The sequence below is a fragment of the Paenibacillus sp. Marseille-Q9583 genome, from assembly GCF_976954365.1.
Genome location: NZ_CDRJTB010000022.1, coordinates 57,719 through 81,489, shown reverse-complemented (window position 1 = coordinate 81,489; position 23,771 = coordinate 57,719). Strand labels below are relative to the sequence as shown.

Sequence of the window (23,771 nt, the reverse complement as noted above, 5' to 3'; positions counted from 1 at the left end):
TAATATGCGAGAATTATTAGTCTCTCTTCTATATTAAATAAAAACGGCCCACTCACAGAAGACTGCGAGGTGGACCGTTTTTGAACAATACCTGAAACATGCTATACCGTAGAACGTTCAATAATACGATACTCAAGCTTATGGTGTACAGGATGACTATCATTATTTTGGATCTGATCAAAGATGATCCGAAAAGCTGTAACGCCCATTTCGGGTAACTGGTTATCTATGGTGGTTAGACCTAAAAGTCGTCCGATCGGCTGGTCGTCAAATCCGATGACCGCCAGATCCTCAGGAATACGGATATCGTTCTTCCACGCTTCGATGATTAGACCGGCTGCCACATGATCGCCTGAAATAATTAGGGCATTAGGCCGGTTCTTCATTTTCAGCAGTTGGTGCAGTACACGTCCACCATCCTCTTCATTCATACAGTCATACATCATCCATTCTTCCTGAAAAGGCTGGCCTGTAGCGGCTAGAAAGTCACTAAAGGCAATTTGCCGGATAGAACTACTGCTGCCATGCTGTCTGCCTTCACAGTAACCTATCTGTTCATACCCCTTATCATGCAAGTACTGCAGGCCCGAGCGAAAAGCGGAATAATGTTCGATATACACAGAAGAGAAGCGGCGTTCACCTCTATCTTGGCAGATGACTATCGGGCCATATGCTGTATATTCATCAATGACTTCTGAGCTCATTCTCGTAGATACAATTACCACGCCGTCAATTTCTTTGTTGCGCAGCATTTCCAGTACCTTGAGTTCTTCTTCATGACGATAATCGGTTTGGCACAGAATCAAGCGGTATTGCGCCAGCAGCGCTTCTTGGGCTAAGCCTTCAATAATTACAGAGAAATAAAAAATGTTGATATTAGGGATAATAACGGCAATAGCTTGGGTACGGCCGGTAATTAGATGTACGGCATTCATATTACGCGTGTAGTTTAACTTTTCAATCGTATTTAAAACAGCGGTTCGTTTGGTTTCACTTACATAAGGATGATTATTGAGTACTCGCGAGACCGTTGTCACGGAAACACCAGCCATACGGGCGATTTCTTTTATATTAGCCATTCGAGAACAACAGCCTCCCTTTGGTGCTTGTGTGTAGTATCTAGTCTTTTTATTCTATCATATCGTCCGTAAATTACTTTGCAAATAAAAAGCTTGCTATGGAATCCATTTCATAAATTAGACTGTAGTTGCAAGGGATTACCGGACTAAACCGGCGTAACCTAACGGGCGTGACGGACCGGTACATCTAGTTTCATTTCTAATGTAAAGGTCCGAGGATCGGCTTCATTTAAAATCTACATAAAACGGTTGTCATCGTTAAAAGATGACAACCGTTTTTTTCTTTGTAGCTATACAGTTTGTGACGCTTTTGGTGCTCTATTGCGCAGCATCTCCCACACAATAAACGCAAGGACAAGCAGCTGAGGCAATAAAGTTTCCCAAGTTGGATACATCCCGAGCCAGCTAATAGAAGGTAATCCATCCTGTACATGTGCGGGTAGTTTCCCTGCGACTTGAAGGGAGTGAATGCTCTCTCCAAGAAAGCGGAATACTAAATAGTAAATAAGAAGTGTAGCTGTACGGAAGAAGGCGGCAATCGGCAATTTCGCACTTAAGGCAATAATTGCGTAACCTACAATTGCTAGAATGACTAGAGCACTACCGATCCCTAGCAGCAATTGAGACACTTTAATGGAAGGGGCCATCCCTACATAAAAAATGGTGGTTTCTGCTCCTTCACGTAAAATCGCAAGCGCTGCTACGGAGGACAAAGACCAGAGATTGCCTTTGGCTAATGCTCCATCCACTTGCCGTCCAACATAGTTGTTCCAATTTGCGGTATTTGATTTACTATGCAGCCAGCGTCCAATGGTAAGCATCATAATGACGGCTACAAGACCTGTGATGCCTTCAATCATCTCGCGTGCTCCACCAGATGCCGCGCGGGAAATGGTATAGGTGAGTAGGACGGCTAATCCGATACTCGCTACAAGTCCTACAGCAGCGCCAGACCAAATCCATTTCTGTGCTTTTGTGTTGCCATCACGTTTCAGGTAGGCAAGAAGGGCAGACAATACGAGAATCGCCTCCAGTCCTTCACGCAGAAGAATTAGCGCAGCATCCCAAGCATTATAGGTTGTCTCACCAGCCAAAGGAGTCAGCTCAGTGACCATATTATCCATGATCTTTAAGGCTTGATCTAGCTTAGGTGGATTAGAGAGCAGATAGCCAGTGACTGCTGCACTTTCGTTCTCAATATTGGTATAGACCGCTGGAGATGCGATCTGTACTTGTCCTTCAGCAGAGGGCCAATCTACGATGAATTGCTCCATGATATTAGCTGCTTCTGCGCTGTTGCCTGCTTTGGCGGTGGAAGAAGCTTTGCTCAGATGGCTGATCAGTCCTTCAATAGTTGCTGGTTTACCGGAAGTATCCCCAGCATCTATTGCTTTGCCTTCACTGTAATCAGCAAGCAGCTGATATAAGGCTTCTGCTTCTGATTTCGCCGACGCCTCGCGGAGCGGTTCAGCCTGCAGCGCGATGCGCAGCAGGCTGATCTTCGTCTCCAGTAAGCTGTAGACGGCGGAATTGTCGGCCCGGATGTTGCGCTCCGCCGGCTTCCATCCGCTGACGATGTCGCGGTACGCTGCCGCTGCCGCGCTCCAGTCGGCGCTGCGCGCCGCATCCCGCGTGCGCTCGGCCGCGGGCAACAGCTTCGCCGCCGTCTCGCGTCCGGCGGCTCTAGTGTCACCGCCGTCCGTGCCGGAGGCGGCGGTGACATACGCGTCCACGCTTCTTGCGAGCGTGGACAGTGCCGTTTTGGCGGGCGCACCATCGCCCGCCGCAAGGGCCGCCGCCGCGTCTGCAAGCGCGGCGTCAACGGCGGCAGCCGGACCGGCAAGTGCCGGGTCCGGCGTGTTCTCGTTCGCGGTGCGCCACAGCGCAGCGAACGCTTCTACATCGGCAGCGGCCGCGTCCCAGCGGCTCTGGCCGGCTTCGACGAGTGCGCTGCCGACTGGCGGCAGCAGCTCGTCGACCGAGCCATCACCCTCCGCCCCCGCCGGGTTAGATAGCATCAGTATACATATGATGCTAAACAGAATCAGTACGGCTGCCTTTGATAGCAGCCGTTTATTAAGAGAGTACATCGGGATAATCCCCTTTCAATAATGGACAGGAACATTCGATTGGAAAATTAGGGCTGGCTTAGCCTAAAAGTGTTTCCCCGATGTAGCCGCCTTGGCGAATACCTGGGAAGCAGGCAAATACCGCACTGCCTGTATGCGTCATATATTCGTTTAGCCGATCACTTTTCGAGAGGCGCTGCTGGATCGCAACAAATTGCTTCATTAAATCCCGTTGAAAGCTGATGAATAATAATCCTGCATCGAGTTGACCTGTTGCGATATCTAATCCGCTGGAAATGGAGTAAGAGCGGCGCAGCATTTTGACTGTGCCGTCACCATGCGCTAAGGCTGAATGTGAATCCGGCGGAATGACGGGCTTCCCGAAAGCATCAGCCGCTTTAAGATTTAGATCATCGAATTCATCCTTTGCACCGATAGGTGCTCCGCTATGACGATAACGGCCAAAGGTGGCTTCTTGATCGCTCAGAGAGGAACGGTCCCAGACCTCAATTCGGAAACGTACACGGCGAACTGCCATATAAGTGCCGCCGCTCATCCATGAAGGACCGTCACTGCTGCTGTTCCAGACCACTTCGTTCATTTCTGCTTCGTTCGTAGTATCTGGATTTCCTGTGCCGTCTTTAAAACCTAGAAGATTACGTGGCGTCGCTCCCTTAGGATCTGCTGTTCCTGTGCGCTGGAAGCCTTCCTGTGTCCAGCGGAGTACGGCTGTGCCACGGGCAATACGTGCCAGATTTCGGATGGCATGGAAGGCCACCTGCAGATCATCAGCACATGCTTGGACACAAATATCTCCACCACACCACTTAGGATCCAGGTTGTCTCCCGTAAATGCTGGAAGGTCGGCTAATAGGGTTGGACGCTTGGAAGATAAACCGAATCTGTTGTCAAAAAAAGAAGGGCCGACACCAAAGGTAAGCGTACAGCGTGAAGGGTTTAAACCATCCACTTCACCTGTATCGGAGGGTGGGAGATTTGGGTTGTCATTGACGTCGCCAATGAGGCTGCCAGTAGTAAGAGAAGCTGCGGCAGTTGTCCATGCTTGCATTAGCTTTTTTACATCGGATAGCTTCGTTGTGGTCAGATCAAAGGCTGCGAAATAAATAAAATTCTGCGCAGGGGTTAGAATGCCGGCCTGATGACTCCCGTAAAAAGGTATGGAATCAGCATCGGAGGCTACTGTTGGCTCAGCTACGGCATTGCGCGCAGCCATAATTCCACCAACACCTCCACCACCTAATAATAGACCAAGGCTAGTGGCGCCAGTAAGCCGCAGTAAATCGCGGCGGCTTAGTTTTTTATCTAATATAAGATTGCTCTTGGTTTCATTGAGAGGGGCACCCTCTGCATTCGCTGGTACACCGGTAGATCTATTTTGCTTATTCATGATGATCACACTCCTAGAATAGTTCCCATGTTGGACAATGGCTCAGCCAAGGCATCCAAATTCTGACTCAACTTACGCACATCTTCTTCCTTCAGCTCTTCATAGGAAACATATCCATCTCCAGATTTGAAAGGAGCAAGCTCAGCTTGCAAGGCAGCAAACCGTTCACCAATCGTTTTTTCCAGCTCAGCATCTTTTTTCGCCAGTTCTGGCTTTAACAGCTCGTATATCTTTTGGGCACCTTCAACATTAGCGACGAAATCGTACAGATCTGTGTGGGAGTAACGTTCTTCCTCACCTGTTACTTTAGAAGAAGAAACCTCATTAAGCAGTTCTACAGCACCAGTAACGAGCAGATTGGCATCGATTTCTACGGTCTCTACTTTTGCACGTAGAAGCTGGGCATCTTTCAATAATTGGTCAGCAACTTCGGTCATATCTTTGGTTGTGTTATCCTGCCAGAGTGCCTTTTCAAGCTTATGGAAGCCGCGCCATTCAGCAGTATCTACGTCATTCTCGCGGGCATCAATATTCGGATCCAAATCACCAAGTGCTTCTGCAATCGGCTCAATTCGCTCGTAATACATGCGGGCTGGCGCATAAAGTGCTTTCGCATCCTCAATCTTTGCTTCTTTTACTGCGTTCGTGAAATTTTCTGTTTGCTTTACAAATTCATCACATTGCTCGATGACATATGTACGATATTGTTCAACCGCTGATGTAAAGTCGGCAGCAGTTGCTGTAGTAGTATCAGATGTATTTGTAGCCTTGGTACTGTTAGCAGCAGCATTTGCAGAGTTATTATTGCTAGTGTTGCTATTGCTGTTATTGTTGTTACTGGCACACCCGGTAAATAGTATGGAAGCTGCAAGTAGACCTGCAGGCACGGCATATGTGAATTTCATTGAATGAAGCACCCCTTTTTTATATGTGAATGATAATCGTTATCATTTATGCTGGACTTATCATAAGTCCGTATACATTTACTGTCAATATAAAATTGTGATGTATTTCATAGTTATATTTTGTAAGACAAAAAAACTCCCGGGATTGGGAGTTGAGTTTGTAGAAATATATCTAATAACATCCGGAAATAGCAAGTTAACACTTCGTTTGATTTGATCATTTATTTGCGCGAACGCAGCCCTTAAACGCAGCTTTTTTCTAGATTTGGATCGCTATCGGACCTCATAGTCGCTATTGTCCTAAAAAATACCAAATATTGATCTCTTTCTGAGGAATAGCTGTACTGGAGTCCGAAACTTAGCTCAAAAGGCGAAAAATATACTAATAACGTCATCTGGGTCCGTAACCCTCTGAACGAGATGATGAATACACTGTTGAAGCGGGCAGTCAACGACCAACAACACAAAACAGCGATTCTCCAATATGGATGAATCGCTGCTATGTGTTGCTTACAGTTTTTATAATTAACCGGACCGTCTCATTTATAGGAAAAAGCTACCTATTCGACAGCCCCATTCTGTGTCGTCTTTATTTTATTGTTCATTATGGGATTCATGTTCCGCAGAGGGGGGGTTTTTGAATACTTCTGCGGCTTCCTCAGCAGAGAATTCCGGTTCGAATTTACCAACTAGTGGCAATTTGTTTAATTTCGTAGTTTGTACCTCTGCTTTGGTAGGTTGATTATTTTTCGAGTTGCTCATACTTACACCTCCTTTTAATAAGAAACAACAAGTTGTAGTTTGCCCTGTTATGAGATGATTCTATCCAAGAGAATTTCAAGTTTTGCGGGTGAATGTCCTCACTAAAGCGGTGTAATAAGCTTCGGATGGTTAAGCCCATTTTGTAGTTATGACAGCACCATTAACTTCATCAATACATAATATGTTTTGACTGTATCCCTTTACCTTGTTATACCAAACAAACCCAGGGCAAGGAGGGGTGACACCATTGAAGGGGAACGAACACCACAGCAAATTTCTGTTGACTCATCGTGAGCGCGAAGTTTTCGAGCTTCTCGTGCAGGACAAAACGACTCGTGATATCGCTGGTTTATTATTTATCAGCGAAAAAACAGTTCGGAACCACATCTCCAATGTAATGCAAAAACTAAACGTTAAAGGCCGTTCACAAGCGGTTGTCGAGCTGATCAAGCTTGGGGAGCTGAAAATATAGCTGGCCATGTCTTCGGAAGTGACGCGTTTAAGCCTTCTCCACCTCTAGGGGTGAGGGAAGGTTTTTTGTTGTGGTTCTTGAATTTATGATAAGCTATTATATCCTGCGGAAAAACTTTGCTATTCCCGGCGATTTAGATTCCGGAATATTAAGTTTGGCTGCAGTTTATGGATTGACGGATATTGGGAATGGTTGTAAAATCATCTTAAAGTTAAAACCTTTAAACTTTTGAAATCAATTTGATACTTTCGATAAAGGTGAAACTGACATTCAATGTTCGATTCTCAGTCAGAGCGTAGTTATGGCGAGAAGAGTTGGTCCTTTTTTATTTCCTTAAAAGTTATAACGTTTAAACTATTGAACTTGGAGGCATAGAAGCTTAGATGAACATTCATGATGTAGCCAAAAAGTCGGGGCTCTCTGTAGTGACCGTGTCCAGAGTGATTAACAATTCACCTTCTGTACGTGAAGGCAATAGGCGGAAAGTGCTGAGTGCTATAGAGGAATTAAATTATCAGCCCAATTCAGCTGCGCGGAGTCTCGTGCGTGGCAAGACGGGAGTCATCGGTATGTCGATTACAAACTTTAACGACTCCTTCTATGACCGCGTGATTCGCGTGGTGAACCGGAAGCTGGCAGAACAAGGTTACTTCTTGGCCCTGTCGATAGCCGAGAATGAGGATGAAGGCGTTAACTTCCTGTTTCAGAAGGATCGCGTTGACGGGATTATCCTGTTGTCTCCGATTGAGGAGAAAGAATATGTGGAGGAGCTGAAAAGAAAAAACATTCCGTTTGTCTTGCTGGATAACCAGCTCCAGCATGAGGATGTTCCCAGTGTCGTCGTCGATAACTATCTAGGGGGTTATGAAGCTACCAAGCACTTAATTGGTCTTGGACACACCCAGATCGCCTATATCGGTGGCCCTTCGGTATTCCTGAGTGTAGCGGAGCGCAAGCGGGGTTATGTACAGGCGCTGAATGAAGCGGGGCTAACGCCCTTCGGCACGGAATATTGCGGATTTACGGTAAGTAGCGGTTATGAGGTGGCCAAGAGATGGATCCGTGAAGATAAGCTGCCGACAGCCATTTTTTCCGGAGACGATTTTATTGCTTTAGGTGTTGTTCAAGCCCTGCGTGAGGAGGGGATTCTGGTACCTCAGGATATCTCAGTGGTTGGCTTTGATGATCAGCAGTTCGTAGGTGAATTTTATCCCCGATTGACGACAGTCAGACAGCCTGAGGCGCAAATGGGCAGTATTGGTGTTGATTTGCTGATGAAATTAATCAATGGGGAGGTGATGCCAGCTGTTGTAACGAAGCTCGCTCCTCAGCTTCTCGTGCGTGAATCCACCGCATCTGTAAGGTTAACCTAAATATTAGGAGTGAAACGAACTGTGAAGTACTTTTTGGGAGTCGATGCAGGCGGCAGCAAAACTTATGCAATGATTGCAAATGAACAGGGAACGGTCATTGGTGTAGGCAAGGGAGGGAACGGGAATCATCAAAATAATCGTGAGCAGGCGGAGAACAGTTTGCACCAGGCTGTATCGGGAGCGATTATAGCGTCGGGGCTGACAAAGGATCAGATGGAGTATTCCTGGTTCGGTCTGGCTGGAGCGGACCGAGAATCCGATTTTCGAATTTTACGACCAATCATCAGCAGACTTGGCCTTCCCCGAACTGAGATTTCCTGCGATACCTGGATTGCCTTGCGATCAGGTACAGAGAGTAATTATGGGATCGTGCTGATCTGCGGCTCGGGAGTGAACTGCGCCGGTAAAAATCCGCGAGGCGTTACATATCAATGTGGTGGATTTGGCTATCGGTTCGGTGATTACGGCGGCGGCTATGATCTAAGTATTGAGGTATTCCGTAGCGTTATTCGGGCGGATGATGGAAGAGAGAAAGAGACTGTCTTAAGCGAACGCTTAATTCATTTGCTGGGCTATTCCAGTGTTTCGGAGTTAAGGGAGGATTACCTGGATCATTCCAGAGACTTGCCTCCCCAGATTGCTGAGCTGCTGTTTCAAGCGGCAGATGAAGGAGACCAGGTTGCCACCCTACTGCTAACCAAGCAAGGGGATGAGCTCGGTTTGGCAGCGGTATCGACAATCCGCCATTTGGCTATGGAGGAGGATTCCTTTGACATCGTACTTGCAGGCAGCCTATTGACCAAGGGGGATCGCTCAGGCATCATCCGGCGGGCCATTGAACAGAGAGTGAAGCATTCGGCTCCAAATGGCACTTTAAGGATTCTAACCCGGGAACCGGTTGTAGGCGCGGTCGTTCTGGCAATGGAAAGCAGCGGTGTGTGTGTGAATCAGGAGGTTCTTGATCGTCTATCACTGGGTAAGGAGGGGCTATTATTATGAAGGAGACTTTGAAGCTCGTTGTCATCGGAGCGGGTTCATCGTATACGCCTGAGCTTATTGAAGGCATCATCATGCATCATAAAGAGCTTCCTGTCCGCGAAGTATGGCTGGTGGATATTGAGGCGGGAAGGGAGAAGCTGCATACGATTGCGGAATTAAGCAAGCGTATGATTGCTGAGTCCGGACTGCCGATTACCGTGACCCAGACGCTTGAGCGCAGGGAGGCCATCGCCGGAGCAGACTTTATCTGCACTCAAATCCGGGTAGGTATGCTGGAAGCGCGAAAATGGGACGAATTAATTCCGCTTCAATACGATGTAATCGGTCAGGAGACGACGGGTCCCGGAGGGATGATGAAAGGCCTACGGACTATTCCGGTTATTCTGGATATTTGCAAGGACATCGAGGAGCTAGCTCCGGATGCCTGGTTGCTGAATTTTACGAATCCGGCCGGTATGGTAACTGAAGCTGCTCACAAATATTCATCGGTAAAAAGCATAGGCCTGTGCAACTCGCCGATCGGTTTTCAAAAGTGGCTCTCTGAGTTCTTCGGACTTCCTATAGAGAAGATCTATGCGGAGTTTGTCGGCATCAACCATCTGCACTGGGTATCCGATATCGTAATTGACGGTAAAAGCAAGCTACAGGAGCTCATTGATTACCCCCAGAACTACAAGGCGAGTAATGTGCCGTTTGATTCCTGGGATCACCGGTTTCTCAATGCTTTGAAAGCCATCCCTTCTTATTACCTGAGCTATTACTACATGACGGACGCGATGCTAGCGGAACAGAAGGAAGCAGCAGCAACGACCGGATCGCGCGCTGAGGTAGTGAAGAAGGTGGAGGAAGAGCTGTTTGAGCTGTACCGGAACGTAGAGCTAAAGGAGAAGCCAAAGCAGCTGGAGCAGCGTGGTGGAGCCTATTACTCGGAGGCGGCAGTGCTGCTGATGCGCTCCATTTATAATGATTCCCGCGATATCCAGACGTTGAATGTAAGGAATAACGGAATGATTGACTTCTTGCCGGACGATGCCTCCATTGAGGTGAACTGTGTGGTAACTAAACAAGGTCCGCTGCCGATTCCGCTGCGCAAAATTCCGCAGCCCGTCAAAGGCCTGCTGGCCGCGGTCAAGCAATACGAGAGCCTCACCATCGAGGCGGCTGTGCACGGAGACCGGGATATGGCCCTGCAGGCTATGGTTCATCATCCGCTCGTGCCTTCGGTCACCGTAGCTGAACAGCTGCTGGATGAAATGCTGGAGAAGAACAAAGCGTTTTTGCCGTTGTTTCACTAGAATCGTCCAGAGGAGGAAAAACGGATGAACACGGCCGAGAAACCAAGTAGATGGAAGAAATTCACCAGTCAATTGGATTTGCAGTCCATGGTTTGGCCGGGAATTATTTTTGTATTTATTTTTAGCTACATTCCGATGTATGGCGTGATTATGGCGTTCCAGCAATACGATATTTTTGGCGGCATTATGAAGAGCCCCTGGGTAGGATTTATGCATTTCAGAATGTTCTTCGAGGCACCGGAGTTCTGGAATGTGATGCGAAATACCATTGTGATTAGCTTGCTTAAATTGATTATCTCTTTTCCAGCACCGATTCTTCTTGCACTGATGCTGAATGAGATCGGTAATATGGGCTTTAAACGCGTTATCCAGACCGTCAGCTATTTACCGTATTTCCTGTCCTGGGTTATTGTATCCGGTTTTGTATTTTCGCTGTTATCTGTTGACAACGGAACGGTAAACTATGTACTGGAGCGATTCAATCTGGTAGGGGAGCCAGTTAACTTCCTGGCATTACCCAAATACTTCTGGTCTATTCTAGTAAGTGTAAATGTATGGAAGGAGGTCGGATTTGGGAGCATTGTCTATTTGGCCGCGATTGCAGGCATTGATCCGACTTTATATGAAGCCGCTTCCATAGACGGAGCAAGCCGATTTAAGCAAATTCACTTGATTACACTCCCCAGCATTACCCCCATTATCATTATCTTTATGATTCTTGCCATCGGCAGTCTGCTTAGTGCGGGCTTCGAGGACATTTTGCTGCTGGCAACCAATCCAATCCTGCGACCCTACTCCGATGTTATCGACACCTATGTGTACCGTGTGGGGATATTAAATGCCAGATTCTCTTATGCGACAGCGGTAGGGCTTTTCAAAGCGGTGATTAGTGTCATTCTGCTGGTGATGGCCAACAAAATCGCGCGCCGGGCAGATGTTAGTCTCTGGTAGGTACTACTACTCATAGCGAATGCTTCCGATGCAAGTTTTATTGGGATGTATCGACTGTAAGTAATGCTCCATAAACCTTTTAGGAGAGGTGAACAATGAGACTAAGCCTAGGCGACAAAATCATGCAGCGGACTATTTATATCCTTTTGACGCTGCTGGCGCTACTTATGCTGTACCCATTTTGGAACGCGCTGGTCATTTCCTTTAATCTAGGGAGCGATACGGCGCTCGGCGGTGTAACCTTGTTGCCGAGAGCATTTACCCTGGAAAATTATTATATTGTGTTTCAGGATCATCGCCTGCTGAATTCTTTTCTGATCACCATTCTTAGAACATTGAGCGGCACGGCATTGTCCGTCTTCTTCACGGCCCTGTTAGCTTACGGAATGTCCAAGAAAACATTGCTTTTTCGAAAACAATATATGGTGTTCTTCATGATTACGATGTTCTTCAGTGGAGGGCTCATCCCTAGTTATTTACTAGTTCGCTCTTTGGGTATGCTGGACACCTTTTGGGTTCTGATTATCCCCGGCATCATCAGCGTCTGGAACATGATTGTCATCCGCACCTTCTTCAACGCTTTGCCGGATGGGCTTGAGGAATCGGCCAAAATCGACGGATGCAGTAACTACGGCATTTTCTTCCGAATCGTTATTCCCGTCTCCGGCCCGGTGCTGGCTACGATTGCTTTATTTACTGCGGTCGGTTACTGGAACGACTGGTTTACGGGAGCGATCTATATTACGAAGGACGAACTGCTTCCCATACAGACTCTGCTGCGGCAGGTTATGAACTCCAACATTATGACCCAAATTGGTTCATCGAATGCCATCGCGCTGGATCATATGAACCGAAATCGGACGATTACTACGAAGTCACTGACCATGGCTACGATGATGATCGCTACTATCCCGATTATCCTGACGTACCCTTTTCTCCAAAAGTACTTTGTTAAGGGCGTAATGATCGGTTCATTGAAAGAATAGCAGCAGTCTCCATATTATGTAGAAAGAAGGGAAAAGAATGGGCAATCGTATGAAATGGGTATCGCTTCTTCTGACTTCGCTGGTGCTTCTTCTCGCTGCCTGTAGCGGAGGGGGGAATTCTAACACTTCACCAAACACAAGCGAGAAAAATCTGAATACCGAGGTCGCCACTGATGACGGCAGCGGGATTAAGCCTGTCACCTTCAGCTTCTATGGAAATTACGACTGGCTTACGACATCACCCTGGGGGGATAATGAGGCGACAAAATGGATTCAGGAGAACCGTAAGGTTACTGTTGAACCGATTCAATCGGGAGGTGCGGCCGGAGAAAAACTCAACACGATGATCGTCGGTGGTGATTTACCGGATGTCATTTTTACTGACCGGGGATCTTCAGTGGAACGGCTGGTGCAGGCAGGGCAACTTGTTGCGCTGGATGATTACTATGACAAGTATCCGAACTTCAAGAAATATGTGAAGGAATCCACTCTGAATTTGCTCCGTTCAGATGACGGAAAAATCTATCAAATCCCCAACTGGTATACATCCGGGCAATTCGGCAACGGCGGATGGATGGTGAATAAAGATATTTATAATGAGCTTGGCAGACCGGCGCTGGAGACCTTTGATGATTTGTATCAATATTTACGCTTGGTGCAAGAGAAGTATCCGGATGTTGTACCTCTGGAGGTTGGCGAGAAGGGGGCAGGTCTGGAAATTATGTATGGCGGTTTTAAGGAGAACTCCACCAGTAAGTTCATTACACTCATGGGATATCCGGAAGGCGATAAGCTGTCATCTATCTTGGACGATCCCGCTTACGAGGAGATGGTGCTGTATATCAATAAGCTGTATCGTGAACGCCTGATTACGCAGGATGCACTGCAGCAAACCCAGGACGCGGTCAAAGAAAAGGTCAATACCAGCCGGGTAGCGGTCATGGTCGAATCCAATATCACTACGTATGGAGCCGAGGGACACCGTGCACTGACTGCGAACAATCCGGACAGCGGTTATGAAATTATATGGCCGATTCATAAAGCCGGACTAGACAAAACACAAGTGTTTGTAAGCGGTTTCGAGACGCTGGGTTGGAACGTCAGTGTCATTACAAAAAAGGCCAAGGATCCGGAGGCCATCTTCGCTTACTTTGACTGGATTACAGGTCCGGAGGGACAGAAGGTGCTTTTCTTCGGTCCTAAAGGCTTGTACTGGGATGAGGAGGACGCAGACGGAGCACCAATTCCGAATGAGAAATACAAGACGACTCCTGCTAACGAGCGTACCGAAACGATGAGAAAATTCGAGGACTTTAACTGGGCGGGAAATACGACCTTTATTGATACGGCGAAAATGAGCTTAGAGGTGCTGCTTTCCGCGAACCAGAAATCATGGGAGACAGTGGCGCAGTCCACGGTGACCTGGAAAACCGCGCTGGACATTACGGAATTTGTGAATACCGATCCGCTTCCGGATACGGAGATTGGCATCATCGCACAGAATGTCGGGGATATTTATACCCTTGCTTACGCACAAATGGTTCAGGCGAAGTCGGATGAAGAGGTATTGTCGGCACTGGAGACAGCCAAAAAGAACACTCAAAAAGCGGGGCTGGATAAGCTGCTTGAGTTCAGAACCGAAAAATGGCAGGAGAATGTCAAGAAAATCAACGCGACGAAATAAGACTTTTATGAAATCTTATACTTGTGGAGGCGATATTATGGCATTTGCGCTGAGATCGAGATGCATAGCAATGTTAAGCTTCGTATTGGTTTCTTCGATAGTAGGTGGTTCCGTGCCGGCAAAGGCCGATGAGGAGAGTAATCCCCCTTTTGAAACGGAAGTGATTGTACGGACCGTAAACCAGTTTAAGAACACGGCGGATGTCCATAATTTCATCCAGCTGTCCACAAGCTACGGTGTCGATGTCATCAGCATGAACGTGAAGCAGGATGAAGATGATGAGGTTCCGTCTGGAAGTGTATTTTATCAGAGTGATATCGCTCCGATCGCGCAAGGCTACGAGAATTTTGATGCCCTGCAGGCTGTCATTACAGCAGCCCATGCTGCAGGAATTAAGGTTCATGCCTGGATTCCCCAGTTCCATGATCAGCAGGCCTTCCTTGCTCACGATGAATGGCAGATGCAAGCGCTGGTTAATGGGGTTCAGACTCCGTTCACAGGTTCTAACGGCAACGAATACTTCGTCAATCCGATTCACCACGAAGTGCAGCAGTATGAGCGTTCCATCATTCAGGAAGTGATCGAGAATTATGCTGTTGACGGTGTTGTGCTAGACTGGATCCGCTTTGACAATTACAACATGGACGTCAGTGATTACACGGTTTCGAAGTATCAGGCGCAGTTCGGGTATTCCCCGCTCAGCATTGACTTCGATACGGATTCGCCTCAGCGTGAGCAGTGGAATGAATGGAGAACTGAACAAATTGGACAGTATGTAGGCGATATCCGTCAGGATATCACCCAGTCCTCGAAGCCGGATGTGCAGCTCGGCGTGTATATTTTGCCGCCAGAATTCATTGAGGTTGGACAGAATGTAGCCAAATTCAAAGATGATATCGACTTTGTCGCACCGATGGCGTACTTTGATGACTGGGAGTTCAATAGTGATTGGGTATACAGCACTTCCTACGGCATCCTGAAGGATACGAGCGACCGGATCAGTGGCAGTGACGTGGAGATCGTAGCCACACTTGATAATGACTGGACTGATGATCAATATCAGGAGATTTACAAGGGAATCCGCGAGAATTATCCGGGGGTTAAGCGCCTGTCGTTCTTTGCTTACGGGGCCTGGCCAGAAGATGAGTTGGCCAATATCAAGGAACGTGAAACCTGGCCGACGCCAGGCTGGACGCCTCCGGTAGAACAAGACTATCCGGCTCAATTACCAGCAGGCTGGAAGGCTCGAAATATCGGTTCCATGCCGGGGAACGTTACCTATAATTCATCCAATAAGCAATTTACACTCAGCAGCAGCTCTACGGATATTTGGGGAAATGGAGATCAACTGAATTATATATACCAATCCGTTAGAGGCAATGCGGAGATTATTGTTAAAGTACAGTCCACTAGCCGATTGGACGGCTGGGCCAAGGCCGGCATTATGATTCGGGAGTCGCTGGGTCATAATTCGAAGCACGCAGATATGATGCTTACCCCCGAGAATGGGGCAACCTTCCAGTATCGTGCAGAGACCGCGGGCAATATGGTCGACCATACTGCGGCTGCCTCGGCTCCAAGATGGCTGAAGCTGACCAGAAGCGGAAATACCTTCAAAGGGGCTATTTCGACGAATGGGAATAACTGGCAGACGGTTGGAACTGTTCAGATCCCGATGAATCGCAAGGTATATATTGGCATAGCGCTCAGCAATCCGGGGGATGATTCGAGGAATAAGGCCGTGTTTGGAAATGTGAAGATTACGGATTAAGCCCAATGCAATAGGTTGGGGAGCTGAAAATATAGCTGGCCATGTCTTCGGAAGTGACGCGTTTAAGCCTTCTCCACCTCTAGGGGTGAGGGAAGGCTTTTTGTTGTTGATGTGTATTTACGGACTTTTCCAAATCTCTTTCTTGTATGGTTTTAGGCTGTTCTGCGGTCTTCTGTCTCGTCAAGGAAAGCTCGGCCAGTCAACATGAAAAGGGATTAACGGTTTATTCTCCGGTTGGGCGCGGAAACTCCTGTATTGAATTGAATTAGAGGTGTAATTTCCTCATAGTGTTCTGAAAATGTCATTTATCGTGTAATACAAAGCATTAAGTTCTTCCATATAAACTGTTTTTATTTTAGTTTTATCAGGATTGTCACTTACCATCTCCATAAAAACATCCAGATCATTAATGATACCGTTAAGGCTTGCGCGCTTTAACAATTCTGCATCGGAAATATCATCCTTAAACGATAGTCTTAAGATTTCCATAGTGTCGTTTACAATATCCTTGAAATTTTCTTCTTCTCCATAGAAAGTTGCAATCTTTGTTAAAAAGTCTGCATATTTATCTGGTATTTTTGAATTTTCTGAAAAAATAATCATATATATCTTCTCCCTATATTCATCGTATTTTTAAATAGTTTAAGTCTTGGCCAGCTGTGAAATCACCTAATTGTAGTCAGGGATATTATAATTAGATTTGGAACAATTAGCGGTTAAAAATGATACAGTAGTACAGTTATAGTTGATCACTTCGAAAGCGGGTGCTGGTAATGCTAAAGACAGTATCAGTTATTTTTAATGAGCGGCCAAAAAGTTGGGGATTAAGAGGGGATCCATATCTTTGGGATGAGCTAGAGAATTACTTTCAAGAAGTGACTTATCCATGTACAGGTGAGGCGTTTGCACAGAGATTCAAATACGCGTTTGAGGAATTAACAGGAGGTAACTTAGATGATTTAGACAAACAAATCTATTGTGAGAAATACAGTCATGGTGGTATGTCCAGTGGGTATGTTTCTCTGGAGTTTTGGGTTGAAGTGGCGATGCCAATGCTAATTGAACGATTGGAGGAATTAGCAAATTAAATTGGTGAACAATAAAACGTTAAAGACCGTTCACAAGCGGTTATCGAGTTAATCAAGCTTGGGGAGCTGAAAAAATAGCTGGCCATGTCTTCAGAAGTGACGCGTTTAAGCCTTCTTCACCTTTAGGGGGGGAAGGTTTTTTGTTGTTTATGCATATTTGCTAAAAGAACATTCAATTGATAATCATTCTCAATGCATATATAATGAATCCAAAGTAAGGGGAAGTAGGGATGAGCATGAAGCGTAGCGATGGTCTGAATGAAGCGGAAACGATTGATGCCCATAAGACGCTTAGATGCGAAGGGTTTAATATTACTTACCAGTTGGACGGAAGCCACTTTGAGATAAAGCCACCGGTCGAGCTAGGGGAGGGCAGCTGCCGGAGCCTGCTTACTCAGCGTTATCTTCAGATGACGGATTTTGATCTCCAATTTAATCGGGATATCGAAGCGAAGGGCGAATTTAGAACACCTCGTACGGAGCTGATATTCTGTATGGGACATGGAATTGAATGGGGGACCTCGCTGAAACAGGACTATTTTGCCATAGATACAGGAGAAAGTGTGCTGCTTCACGGCGGAATAAGAAGTGAAAATTGTATATACCTTAGCGGAGCGGGCTACAGATTCCTCAGCATAGATATGAGTCCGGCACAATTTGAGCGGATGACCAGCGGACTGACCGAGGATACACGGCTCCAAGCCGGAGGAAGAGCTGGGTTGTTTTTTGGCAAAAACGCTATCACACCATCTATCCGGCTCATTCTGTCTCAAATTGCGGATTGTTCCTATAGTCAGGGTATGCGGGAACTCTATCTGGAGGGGAAAATGCTGGAGCTAATGGCTGTCTATCTCAATGAATCTTTATTTGAAGCTGATCGGATTTCCCACACAGTCAAGCTATCTAGAGATGATATGGAGAGCCTGCGGCTAGCCAAGGAAATTCTGCAACGTGATTATTTACATCCACCGACGCTAGCAGGGCTCTCTCGCATTATTTGCCTCAATGAGTTCAAATTGAAGAAGGGCTTTAAGGAAATGTTCGGTTATACTGTCCATGCCTATGTGATTGAACAACGGATGAAAAGGGCACAGCAGCTGCTAGAACATGGAAATATGACGGTAAGTGAAGCAGCATCCAGAGTCGGATACGTGAATGTCAGCCATTTCTCAGCAGCCTTTCGTAAAAAATTCGGTGTGCGTCCTGGAGAGTATCTGATCAGTGGCAGACAGCGTTCTTTAGGAACAAGGAGTTAAGCTCGCATTGAAAACAGATGCTCCTGATTTGGTTGATTATAATCCCGGAAACGGTAGCAACCATGAAGAGCGTTCCTATACACTAGTGCACAGAGAATTATTCTCAGTGCACTTTTTTTGTGCGTAATTATAAAGAGTGGGGGAACAGCTGTGAGTAAAACCAAAACTGGCATGTCGAGACTGTTGGAGATTGCCGGAGAGAAGCGAGGCCTGCTGATCCTGTCTGGTGTATTGTCATCTGTCAGCGCCGTGCTAATGCTGGTACCATTTTTGTCTGTTTATTTCATCTTGGCCGAGCTACTGCGGCATGCAGCATCTCCTGGACAGGTTGACGGTGATACAATGATCCGCTGGGGATGGATTGCACTCGGCGGCTTGGTTGGAGGGTTGGTGACCTCGTATTGCGGTATTATGTGCTCGCATATTGCAGCTTTTCGTATTCAGTATAATCTGCGTGTGCGAATGACCGAACATCTAGGCAGATTGCCGCTCGGCTTCCTGAATGGAACTTCGACCGGCGCAGTGAAGAAGACGCTGGAACAGAATGTTGACAAGGTGGAAAATTTCGTAGCGCATCAGCTCCCTGATCTGGTCAGCGCGCTGGTGTCTACGGTGCTGATGATTATGGCGATGTTCTGGCTGAGTCCGCCGTTAGCTGTTGCCTGTCTTCTACCGATCCTCATAGGAATGGTTGTGCAGTCAGCACTTATGATGAGCGGTAAGGGAAAAACCAGTGTGAAGCAGTATCATGATTCTTTGGAGCAGATCAATGCTTCGGCGGTGCAGTATGTGCGGGGGATGCCAGCGGTGAAGGTGTTCGGGCAGACGGTGCATTCCTTCAGAAAGTTCTACAGTGATATGACCAGATACCGTGATTATTGTCTGGAGTTTACGGACCGTTATCAGTCAGGTTATGTTCTGCTCAAAACATTGCTGGCCTCCTCGTTTACCTTTATTTTACCGGTGGGTGTTTTTATACTAAGCGGTCAGCCGAATTCCATGTCCTTTGCGCTTGTGTTGCTGTTCTTTCTAATTATGGCACCAGGCGTATCATCTCCGCTCTATAAGCTACTTATGCTGACTTCGAGCACTCGGGATATCGGCGAAGGCGTAGAGCGGATGGATCGTCTTTTGGCACAGCAGCCTGTACCAGAAATAGCAAAGCCGCTATCACCCGAAGCTTTCGACGTTGAATTTATGGACGTAACCTTCTCCTACAGTGAAGAAGAGGGGGCTGCGGCTGCGCTCAGCGAGGTCTCTTTCCGGGCAGAAAAAGGGAAGGTTACAGCGCTGGTTGGACTGTCAGGTTCAGGTAAATCGACGGTGGCCAGCTTGGTACCGCGGTTCTGGGACCCGCAGGTGGGTGCGATCCGTATCGGTGGAGTGGATATCCGTCATATGGCGATTCATGAACTGATGAATACAGTTGCCTTTGTATTTCAGGAGACCTTCCTGTTCTATGATACTTTGTATGAGAATATTGCCGTCGGCAAACCGGGAGCCACGCTGGATGAAGTGCAAGCTGCAGCAAGAGCTGCGCAATGCGACGAGTTCATCTCTCGGCTTCCGCAGGGATACGATACGTTAATTGGTGAAGGTGGCGTATATCTCTCCGGTGGTGAAGAGCAGCGTATTGCGGTAGCCCGGGCTATCCTCAAAAATGCACCGGTACTTGTGCTCGACGAAGCGACTGCTTTTGCCGACCCGGAAAATGAACATCACATGCAGCTGGCACTAACGGAGCTTATGCGCGGGAAGACGGTTATTGTTATTGCTCACAGACTCTCCTCTATTCGTGAAGCCGCACAAATTCTGGTACTGCGAGATGGGCAAATCGTGGAGCGCGGAGATCACGATCGTTTGATTGATCTCGATGGACTTTACACTCAAATGTGGCATGCCTACAGTGACGCTGGAGATTGGCATTTGGAAAAAGGAGGGGAACAGCTATGAAGGTATTGCACAATATTACTGCTGGCAAACCGCAGCAGCTGCTGAAGCCTGTACTTTTTTCCTTACTGGCTAACATAGTTAGTGTGCTTCCGTTTGCGCTTGTAATTGAGACGGTGCGGTTGATTTTTGCTCCTTATATTACGGTGGGTGCAGAGCTTCAGATAGAACGGCTTTGGTGGATTTGCGCGGGACTAGCCGCTGTTATGGTACTGATGTTCCTGAGCGAGATCCCCGCTTACCGCACTGCATACCGCGGGGCTTACAATGTTGCGGCACAGGGACGGGCGGAATTAGCAGAACATCTGCGTAAGCTTCCGCTAGGCTACCTGACGCGGCGGGATCCTGGTGATCTGGCCAATATGATGATGGGCGATTTCACGCTGGTTGAGACAGGAATTTCACATCTGCTGCCACAGCTTGCAGGGGCTTTTGTACTGCCGATATTCGCACTTGCGGGTTTACTATTCCTCGACTGGCGGATGGCGCTTTCCATGTTCGTGGCGCTGCCGGTTGCCCTCCTAATTATGTACCTGTCAGGCAGACTGCGGCGCAGATTAGGGACGAATCATATGAAAGCGAAATTGAACGCCGCGAATCGGCTACAGGAGTATTTGAATGGTATTCGGGTGATGAAAGCCTATAACCTGACGGGAGAACGCTTTGTCCGTCTGGATAGCTCTTTTCGAACTTTGATGAAGGAAAGTGTGAAGCTTGAAGGGATATTCGGACCGGTCATTCTAACGGCTATGGCTCTTCTTCGTGCGGGTCTGACCTTAATGGTATACGTAGGTGTGCATCTATTGTTAGGCGGGGACCTCGGTATTTTGCAGCTGGCGGTATTCCTTATTGTCGGCACACGCATCTATGATCCACTGACGACGGCGCTCGCCAACTATGCTGAATTCCGGTACAACGAACAAGCGGGTGAACGCATCGTAGACCTGCTTCGCCAGCCGGTAATGACAGGGACTACAGCTCCACTTCCCGAGAGCAGTACCATCCGCTTTGACAAAGTTACCTTCAGCTATGGAGGTGAGCCTGTTCTCAAACAATTAAGCATAGAAATGCCGCAAGGTTCATTAACTGCAATCGTGGGTCCCTCCGGCAGCGGAAAGAGTACAGTGTTGCGTTTGATCTCGCGTTTCTATGATCCTGACGAAGGAAGTGTTTTGCTAGGCGGACGCAATATTAAAGATATTGATCCAGAACATTTGCTAGGGTCTGTGTCGGTTGTGTTTCAGGATGTGTACCTGTTCCAAGATACCATTGGAAACAACATTGCCTTTGGGCGGCCGGGCGCGTCGCAGCAGGATATTCAACAAGCAGCAGAAATGGCCCGTTGCCATGATTTCATTATGAAATTACCGCTAGGTTATGACACGCCGGTAGGCGAGGGTGGCAGTACGCTTTCCGGAGGGGAGAAGCAGCGGATCTCTATTGCTCGTGCGATTCTTAAGAACGCTCCGATTGTATTGCTGGATGAGGCTACTGCATCGCTTGACCCGCAGAATGAAGCCGAAATCCAGAAGGGAATTGATGCGCTGATTACGGGCAGAACCGTTATTGTTATCGCGCATCGGCTGAAAACCATACGAGGTGCAGACAACATTATTGTGCTGGAAGATGGCCGACTGGTGGAGCAGGGACGGCATGAAGCTTTACTACTACGAGGCGGATTGTACGACCGTCTCTGGAAGCTGCAGCAGCAATCCGTCGGATTCCGCATCACATCATAGGAAATGTCATTCACATTTTTAGGAGGTGCGGACAAAATATCGCAGCTGGCTTCAGCTAAATAAATTACAAAAGACGAAGCCCATTATGGCTTCGTCTTTTGTAGTTTTGCATACCCTTTTCATCCTAGAAAATAAGGTCCCTTTTACAAATGAACTATTGCACCGAAAATACAGTCTCCAGCTCAGGGATATATTCCTTGACCATATTGTTGTCTTCCCACAGTCCTTCAGTCCCAGCCGGGGCTTGACCTTCGGAAACGACTAAGTACGGTTTGATGGTTACGGTACTCGGTATAGTCTTGAAGGGTTCAAAACGAACATTATAAGATTCGCTTACGGGGTGAGCACCGACAGGCTTCAGTTGAACACCACGTTCATCCACAATGTCAAACTGAAGAGCGATGGCGCCCCCGTTAGCACCCTTATATTTCGAAGGAATAGAAGCGAGCATTTCTTCTTTGCTCTGGCCCGGTTTGGTTTTGTACTCAATGGATAACTGCGTTGTGATTGGGGTGATTTCCACCTTACTGATCTGCAAGTTAATATTATCGTGATGCTTGGTCTCCTCTGAAGTTAGTGCGGTAACGGGCGTTGATTTTGTAACAGGCAGAACGAATTCGAACGGGACATCGTAACCCTTTAACGTTACATTTACAGTCAAGTCAAACTGATCAGGGAACTGGACAGTCTGGTCTATGCTGGTAGTGCCGGTAACGTCAACCATTAGGCTGGAAGCAGTCTCACCGTCCATGAATTCGTAACCTGCGTTCAGAGATTGGCCTTTATAGAGAACCTCTAACGTATCCACCGCCCCTTTATTGGCATCGGAAGGCGGCGAATTGGGCTCCGAAGCCAGACGGTTTCCAGGAGTGGTTATGTTCATAAGAATTCGGGTTCCGTCAAATAACAACGTTGGGATATTCATGGTCACATCGCCATGGGTCACGCTTTGGTTTACGTTTGTGATGAAATCCTCGGCTTGTTGAACACCGGGATCTCCGTTGTTTTCGCCCCATAATGAATAGATTTGTCCCAGAACCGGAATTTGCTTGAGTGCATCAGCCATTGCGGGCGATACAAAGCCGGAAGCAAGGACTGTAACTCCAAGAATTGCAGCGGCTGCAGTGGAGATCAACCATTTATTAAAAGTTCTTGATACATCTATCTTTCTCTGAACGGGGGAAATGGAATTATCGGTTTCCCTGATGATTTGGTAAGTCTCATTCAGCTTGGAGCGGGCAATATCCGATAACTGGTCGGGAAGTAGGCTTTGGCAGTTTTTTAATTGTTCTTCTAACTTAGTGTTTACCATGTCGCAACTCCATTTCTTGATTGAATTGAGATGAATGCTTTAGCTTTTTGCGGGCGCGATGCAGCCGGGTCTTCACGGCTACCGTAGAAATTTCGAGAATGTCGGAAATTTGACTGATCGGCATGTCCTGTAGGTAATGAAGGTGAATGACAATCCGTAGATTCTCCTCAAGATGTTGAACGGCATCCCATATTTCAATTTTCTCATAATCCTTGGAAATGGAAGGGACTTCGGGAAGCTCTCCATAAGGGAGGGCTCTTGAGTTGTTTTTGATCATTTTGTTGCATTCATTAATCAGAATCCGGAAGATCCACGTTTTGAAAAAAGCGGGCTCTCTGAGTGTATGGATGGACCTAAAGGCTTTAAGCATCGTCTCTTGCAGGGCATCTGCACAATCTTCGTCTTTGTTGACGATGGACCTTGCAGTTCTATACAGAGGTAACTCTATCTCTTGCATCAACTGCACGAATACTTCAGAGTCCCCAGCTTTGGCTTTGACGACATTAGGATTAATATGCAAAGATTTACCTGCTTTCTTGACTAATAGTCTTAGGATGTTCGTAACGTTACTTAAATATTAGATCGGGTAGGTAGCTAGAAGGTTACAACGAAAGTAAAACTAAGATATCCGGGGACTGCACCGCTTGGGCAAATCAGCACACACTAGTTTCT

General features: G+C 47.2%; 20 protein-coding genes. 12 read left to right on the top strand and 8 right to left on the bottom strand.

Annotated elements, in window-relative coordinates:
• Positions 1 to 101: 101 nt before the first annotated feature.
• The 5 genes from ACWNM1_RS12855 to ACWNM1_RS12835 form a co-directional block, all read right to left on the bottom strand.
• A complete protein-coding gene (locus tag ACWNM1_RS12855; protein WP_449601221.1) occupies positions 102 to 1,079 on the bottom strand; it encodes a LacI family DNA-binding transcriptional regulator in 978 nt (325 codons plus the stop codon).
• Between the two features lie 290 nt (positions 1,080 to 1,369).
• Positions 1,370 to 3,169 (bottom strand): FTR1 family iron permease, encoded by a 1,800-nt coding sequence (locus tag ACWNM1_RS12850; protein WP_449601220.1) that lies wholly within the window; start codon positions 3,167 to 3,169, stop codon positions 1,370 to 1,372.
• A 58-nt stretch (positions 3,170 to 3,227) separates the two neighbouring features.
• Positions 3,228 to 4,556 (bottom strand): iron uptake transporter deferrochelatase/peroxidase subunit, encoded by a 1,329-nt coding sequence (gene efeB / locus ACWNM1_RS12845; RefSeq protein ID WP_449601219.1) that lies wholly within the window; start codon positions 4,554 to 4,556, stop codon positions 3,228 to 3,230.
• Between the two features lie 5 nt (positions 4,557 to 4,561).
• The gene (gene efeO / locus ACWNM1_RS12840) at positions 4,562 to 5,461 is read right to left on the bottom strand and encodes an iron uptake system protein EfeO (RefSeq protein ID WP_449601218.1); all 900 of its coding nucleotides are present in this window, start codon (positions 5,459 to 5,461) and stop codon (positions 4,562 to 4,564) included.
• 594 nt (positions 5,462 to 6,055) lie between these two features.
• On the bottom strand, positions 6,056 to 6,223 hold the full coding sequence (locus ACWNM1_RS12835) for a hypothetical protein (protein WP_449601217.1): 168 nt from the start codon (positions 6,221 to 6,223) through the stop codon (positions 6,056 to 6,058).
• A 247-nt stretch (positions 6,224 to 6,470) separates the two neighbouring features.
• On the opposite strand from ACWNM1_RS12835, the gene ACWNM1_RS12830 reads away from it, so the two are divergent.
• The 8 genes from ACWNM1_RS12830 to ACWNM1_RS12795 all read left to right on the top strand — a co-directional run bounded on the left by ACWNM1_RS12830 (position 6,471) and on the right by ACWNM1_RS12795 (position 15,754).
• The gene (locus ACWNM1_RS12830; RefSeq protein WP_019908812.1) at positions 6,471 to 6,695 is read left to right on the top strand and encodes a helix-turn-helix domain-containing protein; all 225 of its coding nucleotides are present in this window, start codon (positions 6,471 to 6,473) and stop codon (positions 6,693 to 6,695) included.
• Positions 6,696 to 7,078: 383 nt separating this feature from the next.
• Entirely contained in the window at positions 7,079 to 8,068 is a 990-nt protein-coding gene (locus ACWNM1_RS12825) for a LacI family DNA-binding transcriptional regulator (RefSeq protein ID WP_449601216.1), read from the top strand.
• A 21-nt stretch (positions 8,069 to 8,089) separates the two neighbouring features.
• Positions 8,090 to 9,067, top strand: a complete 978-nt coding sequence (locus ACWNM1_RS12820; RefSeq protein WP_449601215.1) for an N-acetylglucosamine kinase — start codon at positions 8,090 to 8,092, stop codon at positions 9,065 to 9,067.
• A complete protein-coding gene (locus ACWNM1_RS12815; protein ID WP_449601214.1) occupies positions 9,064 to 10,362 on the top strand; it encodes a 6-phospho-beta-glucosidase in 1,299 nt (432 codons plus the stop codon). The genes ACWNM1_RS12820 and ACWNM1_RS12815 overlap by 4 nt, the downstream gene beginning before the upstream one ends.
• Before the next feature lie 24 nt (positions 10,363 to 10,386).
• Positions 10,387 to 11,313: an ABC transporter permease gene (locus ACWNM1_RS12810; protein WP_449601213.1), complete on the top strand. Its 927-nt coding sequence runs from the start codon at positions 10,387 to 10,389 to the stop codon at positions 11,311 to 11,313.
• Between the two features lie 95 nt (positions 11,314 to 11,408).
• Positions 11,409 to 12,299 carry a carbohydrate ABC transporter permease gene (locus ACWNM1_RS12805; RefSeq protein ID WP_449601212.1) on the top strand — a complete coding sequence of 297 codons (891 nt, stop codon included), beginning with the start codon at positions 11,409 to 11,411 and terminating at the stop codon, positions 12,297 to 12,299.
• A 37-nt stretch (positions 12,300 to 12,336) separates the two neighbouring features.
• Entirely contained in the window at positions 12,337 to 13,983 is a 1,647-nt protein-coding gene (locus ACWNM1_RS12800) for an extracellular solute-binding protein (RefSeq protein ID WP_449601211.1), read from the top strand.
• 37 nt (positions 13,984 to 14,020) lie between these two features.
• Positions 14,021 to 15,754, top strand: coding sequence for a family 10 glycosylhydrolase (locus ACWNM1_RS12795; RefSeq protein ID WP_449601210.1), 1,734 nt, complete (start codon positions 14,021 to 14,023; stop codon positions 15,752 to 15,754).
• A gap of 282 nt (positions 15,755 to 16,036) precedes the next feature.
• Here the strand turns inward: ACWNM1_RS12795 and ACWNM1_RS12790 are convergent, their stop codons facing one another.
• Positions 16,037 to 16,357: a hypothetical protein gene (locus tag ACWNM1_RS12790; RefSeq protein WP_449601209.1), complete on the bottom strand. Its 321-nt coding sequence runs from the start codon at positions 16,355 to 16,357 to the stop codon at positions 16,037 to 16,039.
• 170 nt (positions 16,358 to 16,527) lie between these two features.
• Here ACWNM1_RS12790 and ACWNM1_RS12785 point away from each other — a divergent pair, with 170 nt between their 5' ends.
• From ACWNM1_RS12785 to ACWNM1_RS12770, 4 genes are all read left to right on the top strand, one after another.
• Positions 16,528 to 16,842 carry a hypothetical protein gene (locus ACWNM1_RS12785; RefSeq protein WP_449601208.1) on the top strand — a complete coding sequence of 105 codons (315 nt, stop codon included), beginning with the start codon at positions 16,528 to 16,530 and terminating at the stop codon, positions 16,840 to 16,842.
• A gap of 230 nt (positions 16,843 to 17,072) precedes the next feature.
• Complete coding sequence (locus ACWNM1_RS12780) at positions 17,073 to 18,098, top strand: helix-turn-helix transcriptional regulator (RefSeq protein ID WP_449601207.1); 1,026 nt, start codon at positions 17,073 to 17,075, stop codon at positions 18,096 to 18,098.
• A gap of 171 nt (positions 18,099 to 18,269) precedes the next feature.
• Complete coding sequence (locus tag ACWNM1_RS12775; protein ID WP_449601224.1) at positions 18,270 to 20,051, top strand: ABC transporter ATP-binding protein; 1,782 nt, start codon at positions 18,270 to 18,272, stop codon at positions 20,049 to 20,051.
• Entirely contained in the window at positions 20,048 to 21,787 is a 1,740-nt protein-coding gene (locus ACWNM1_RS12770) for an ABC transporter ATP-binding protein (RefSeq protein ID WP_449601206.1), read from the top strand. The genes ACWNM1_RS12775 and ACWNM1_RS12770 overlap by 4 nt, the downstream gene beginning before the upstream one ends.
• Before the next feature lie 154 nt (positions 21,788 to 21,941).
• On the opposite strand, the gene ACWNM1_RS12765 is transcribed toward ACWNM1_RS12770, so the two are convergent.
• Both ACWNM1_RS12765 and ACWNM1_RS12760 read right to left on the bottom strand, forming a co-directional pair.
• Positions 21,942 to 23,099, bottom strand: coding sequence for a DUF4179 domain-containing protein (locus tag ACWNM1_RS12765; protein ID WP_449601205.1), 1,158 nt, complete (start codon positions 23,097 to 23,099; stop codon positions 21,942 to 21,944).
• On the bottom strand, positions 23,086 to 23,619 hold the full coding sequence (locus ACWNM1_RS12760) for an RNA polymerase sigma factor (RefSeq protein ID WP_449601204.1): 534 nt from the start codon (positions 23,617 to 23,619) through the stop codon (positions 23,086 to 23,088). Before ACWNM1_RS12760 ends, ACWNM1_RS12765 begins: the two co-directional genes overlap by 14 nt.
• Positions 23,620 to 23,771 lie beyond the last annotated feature (152 nt).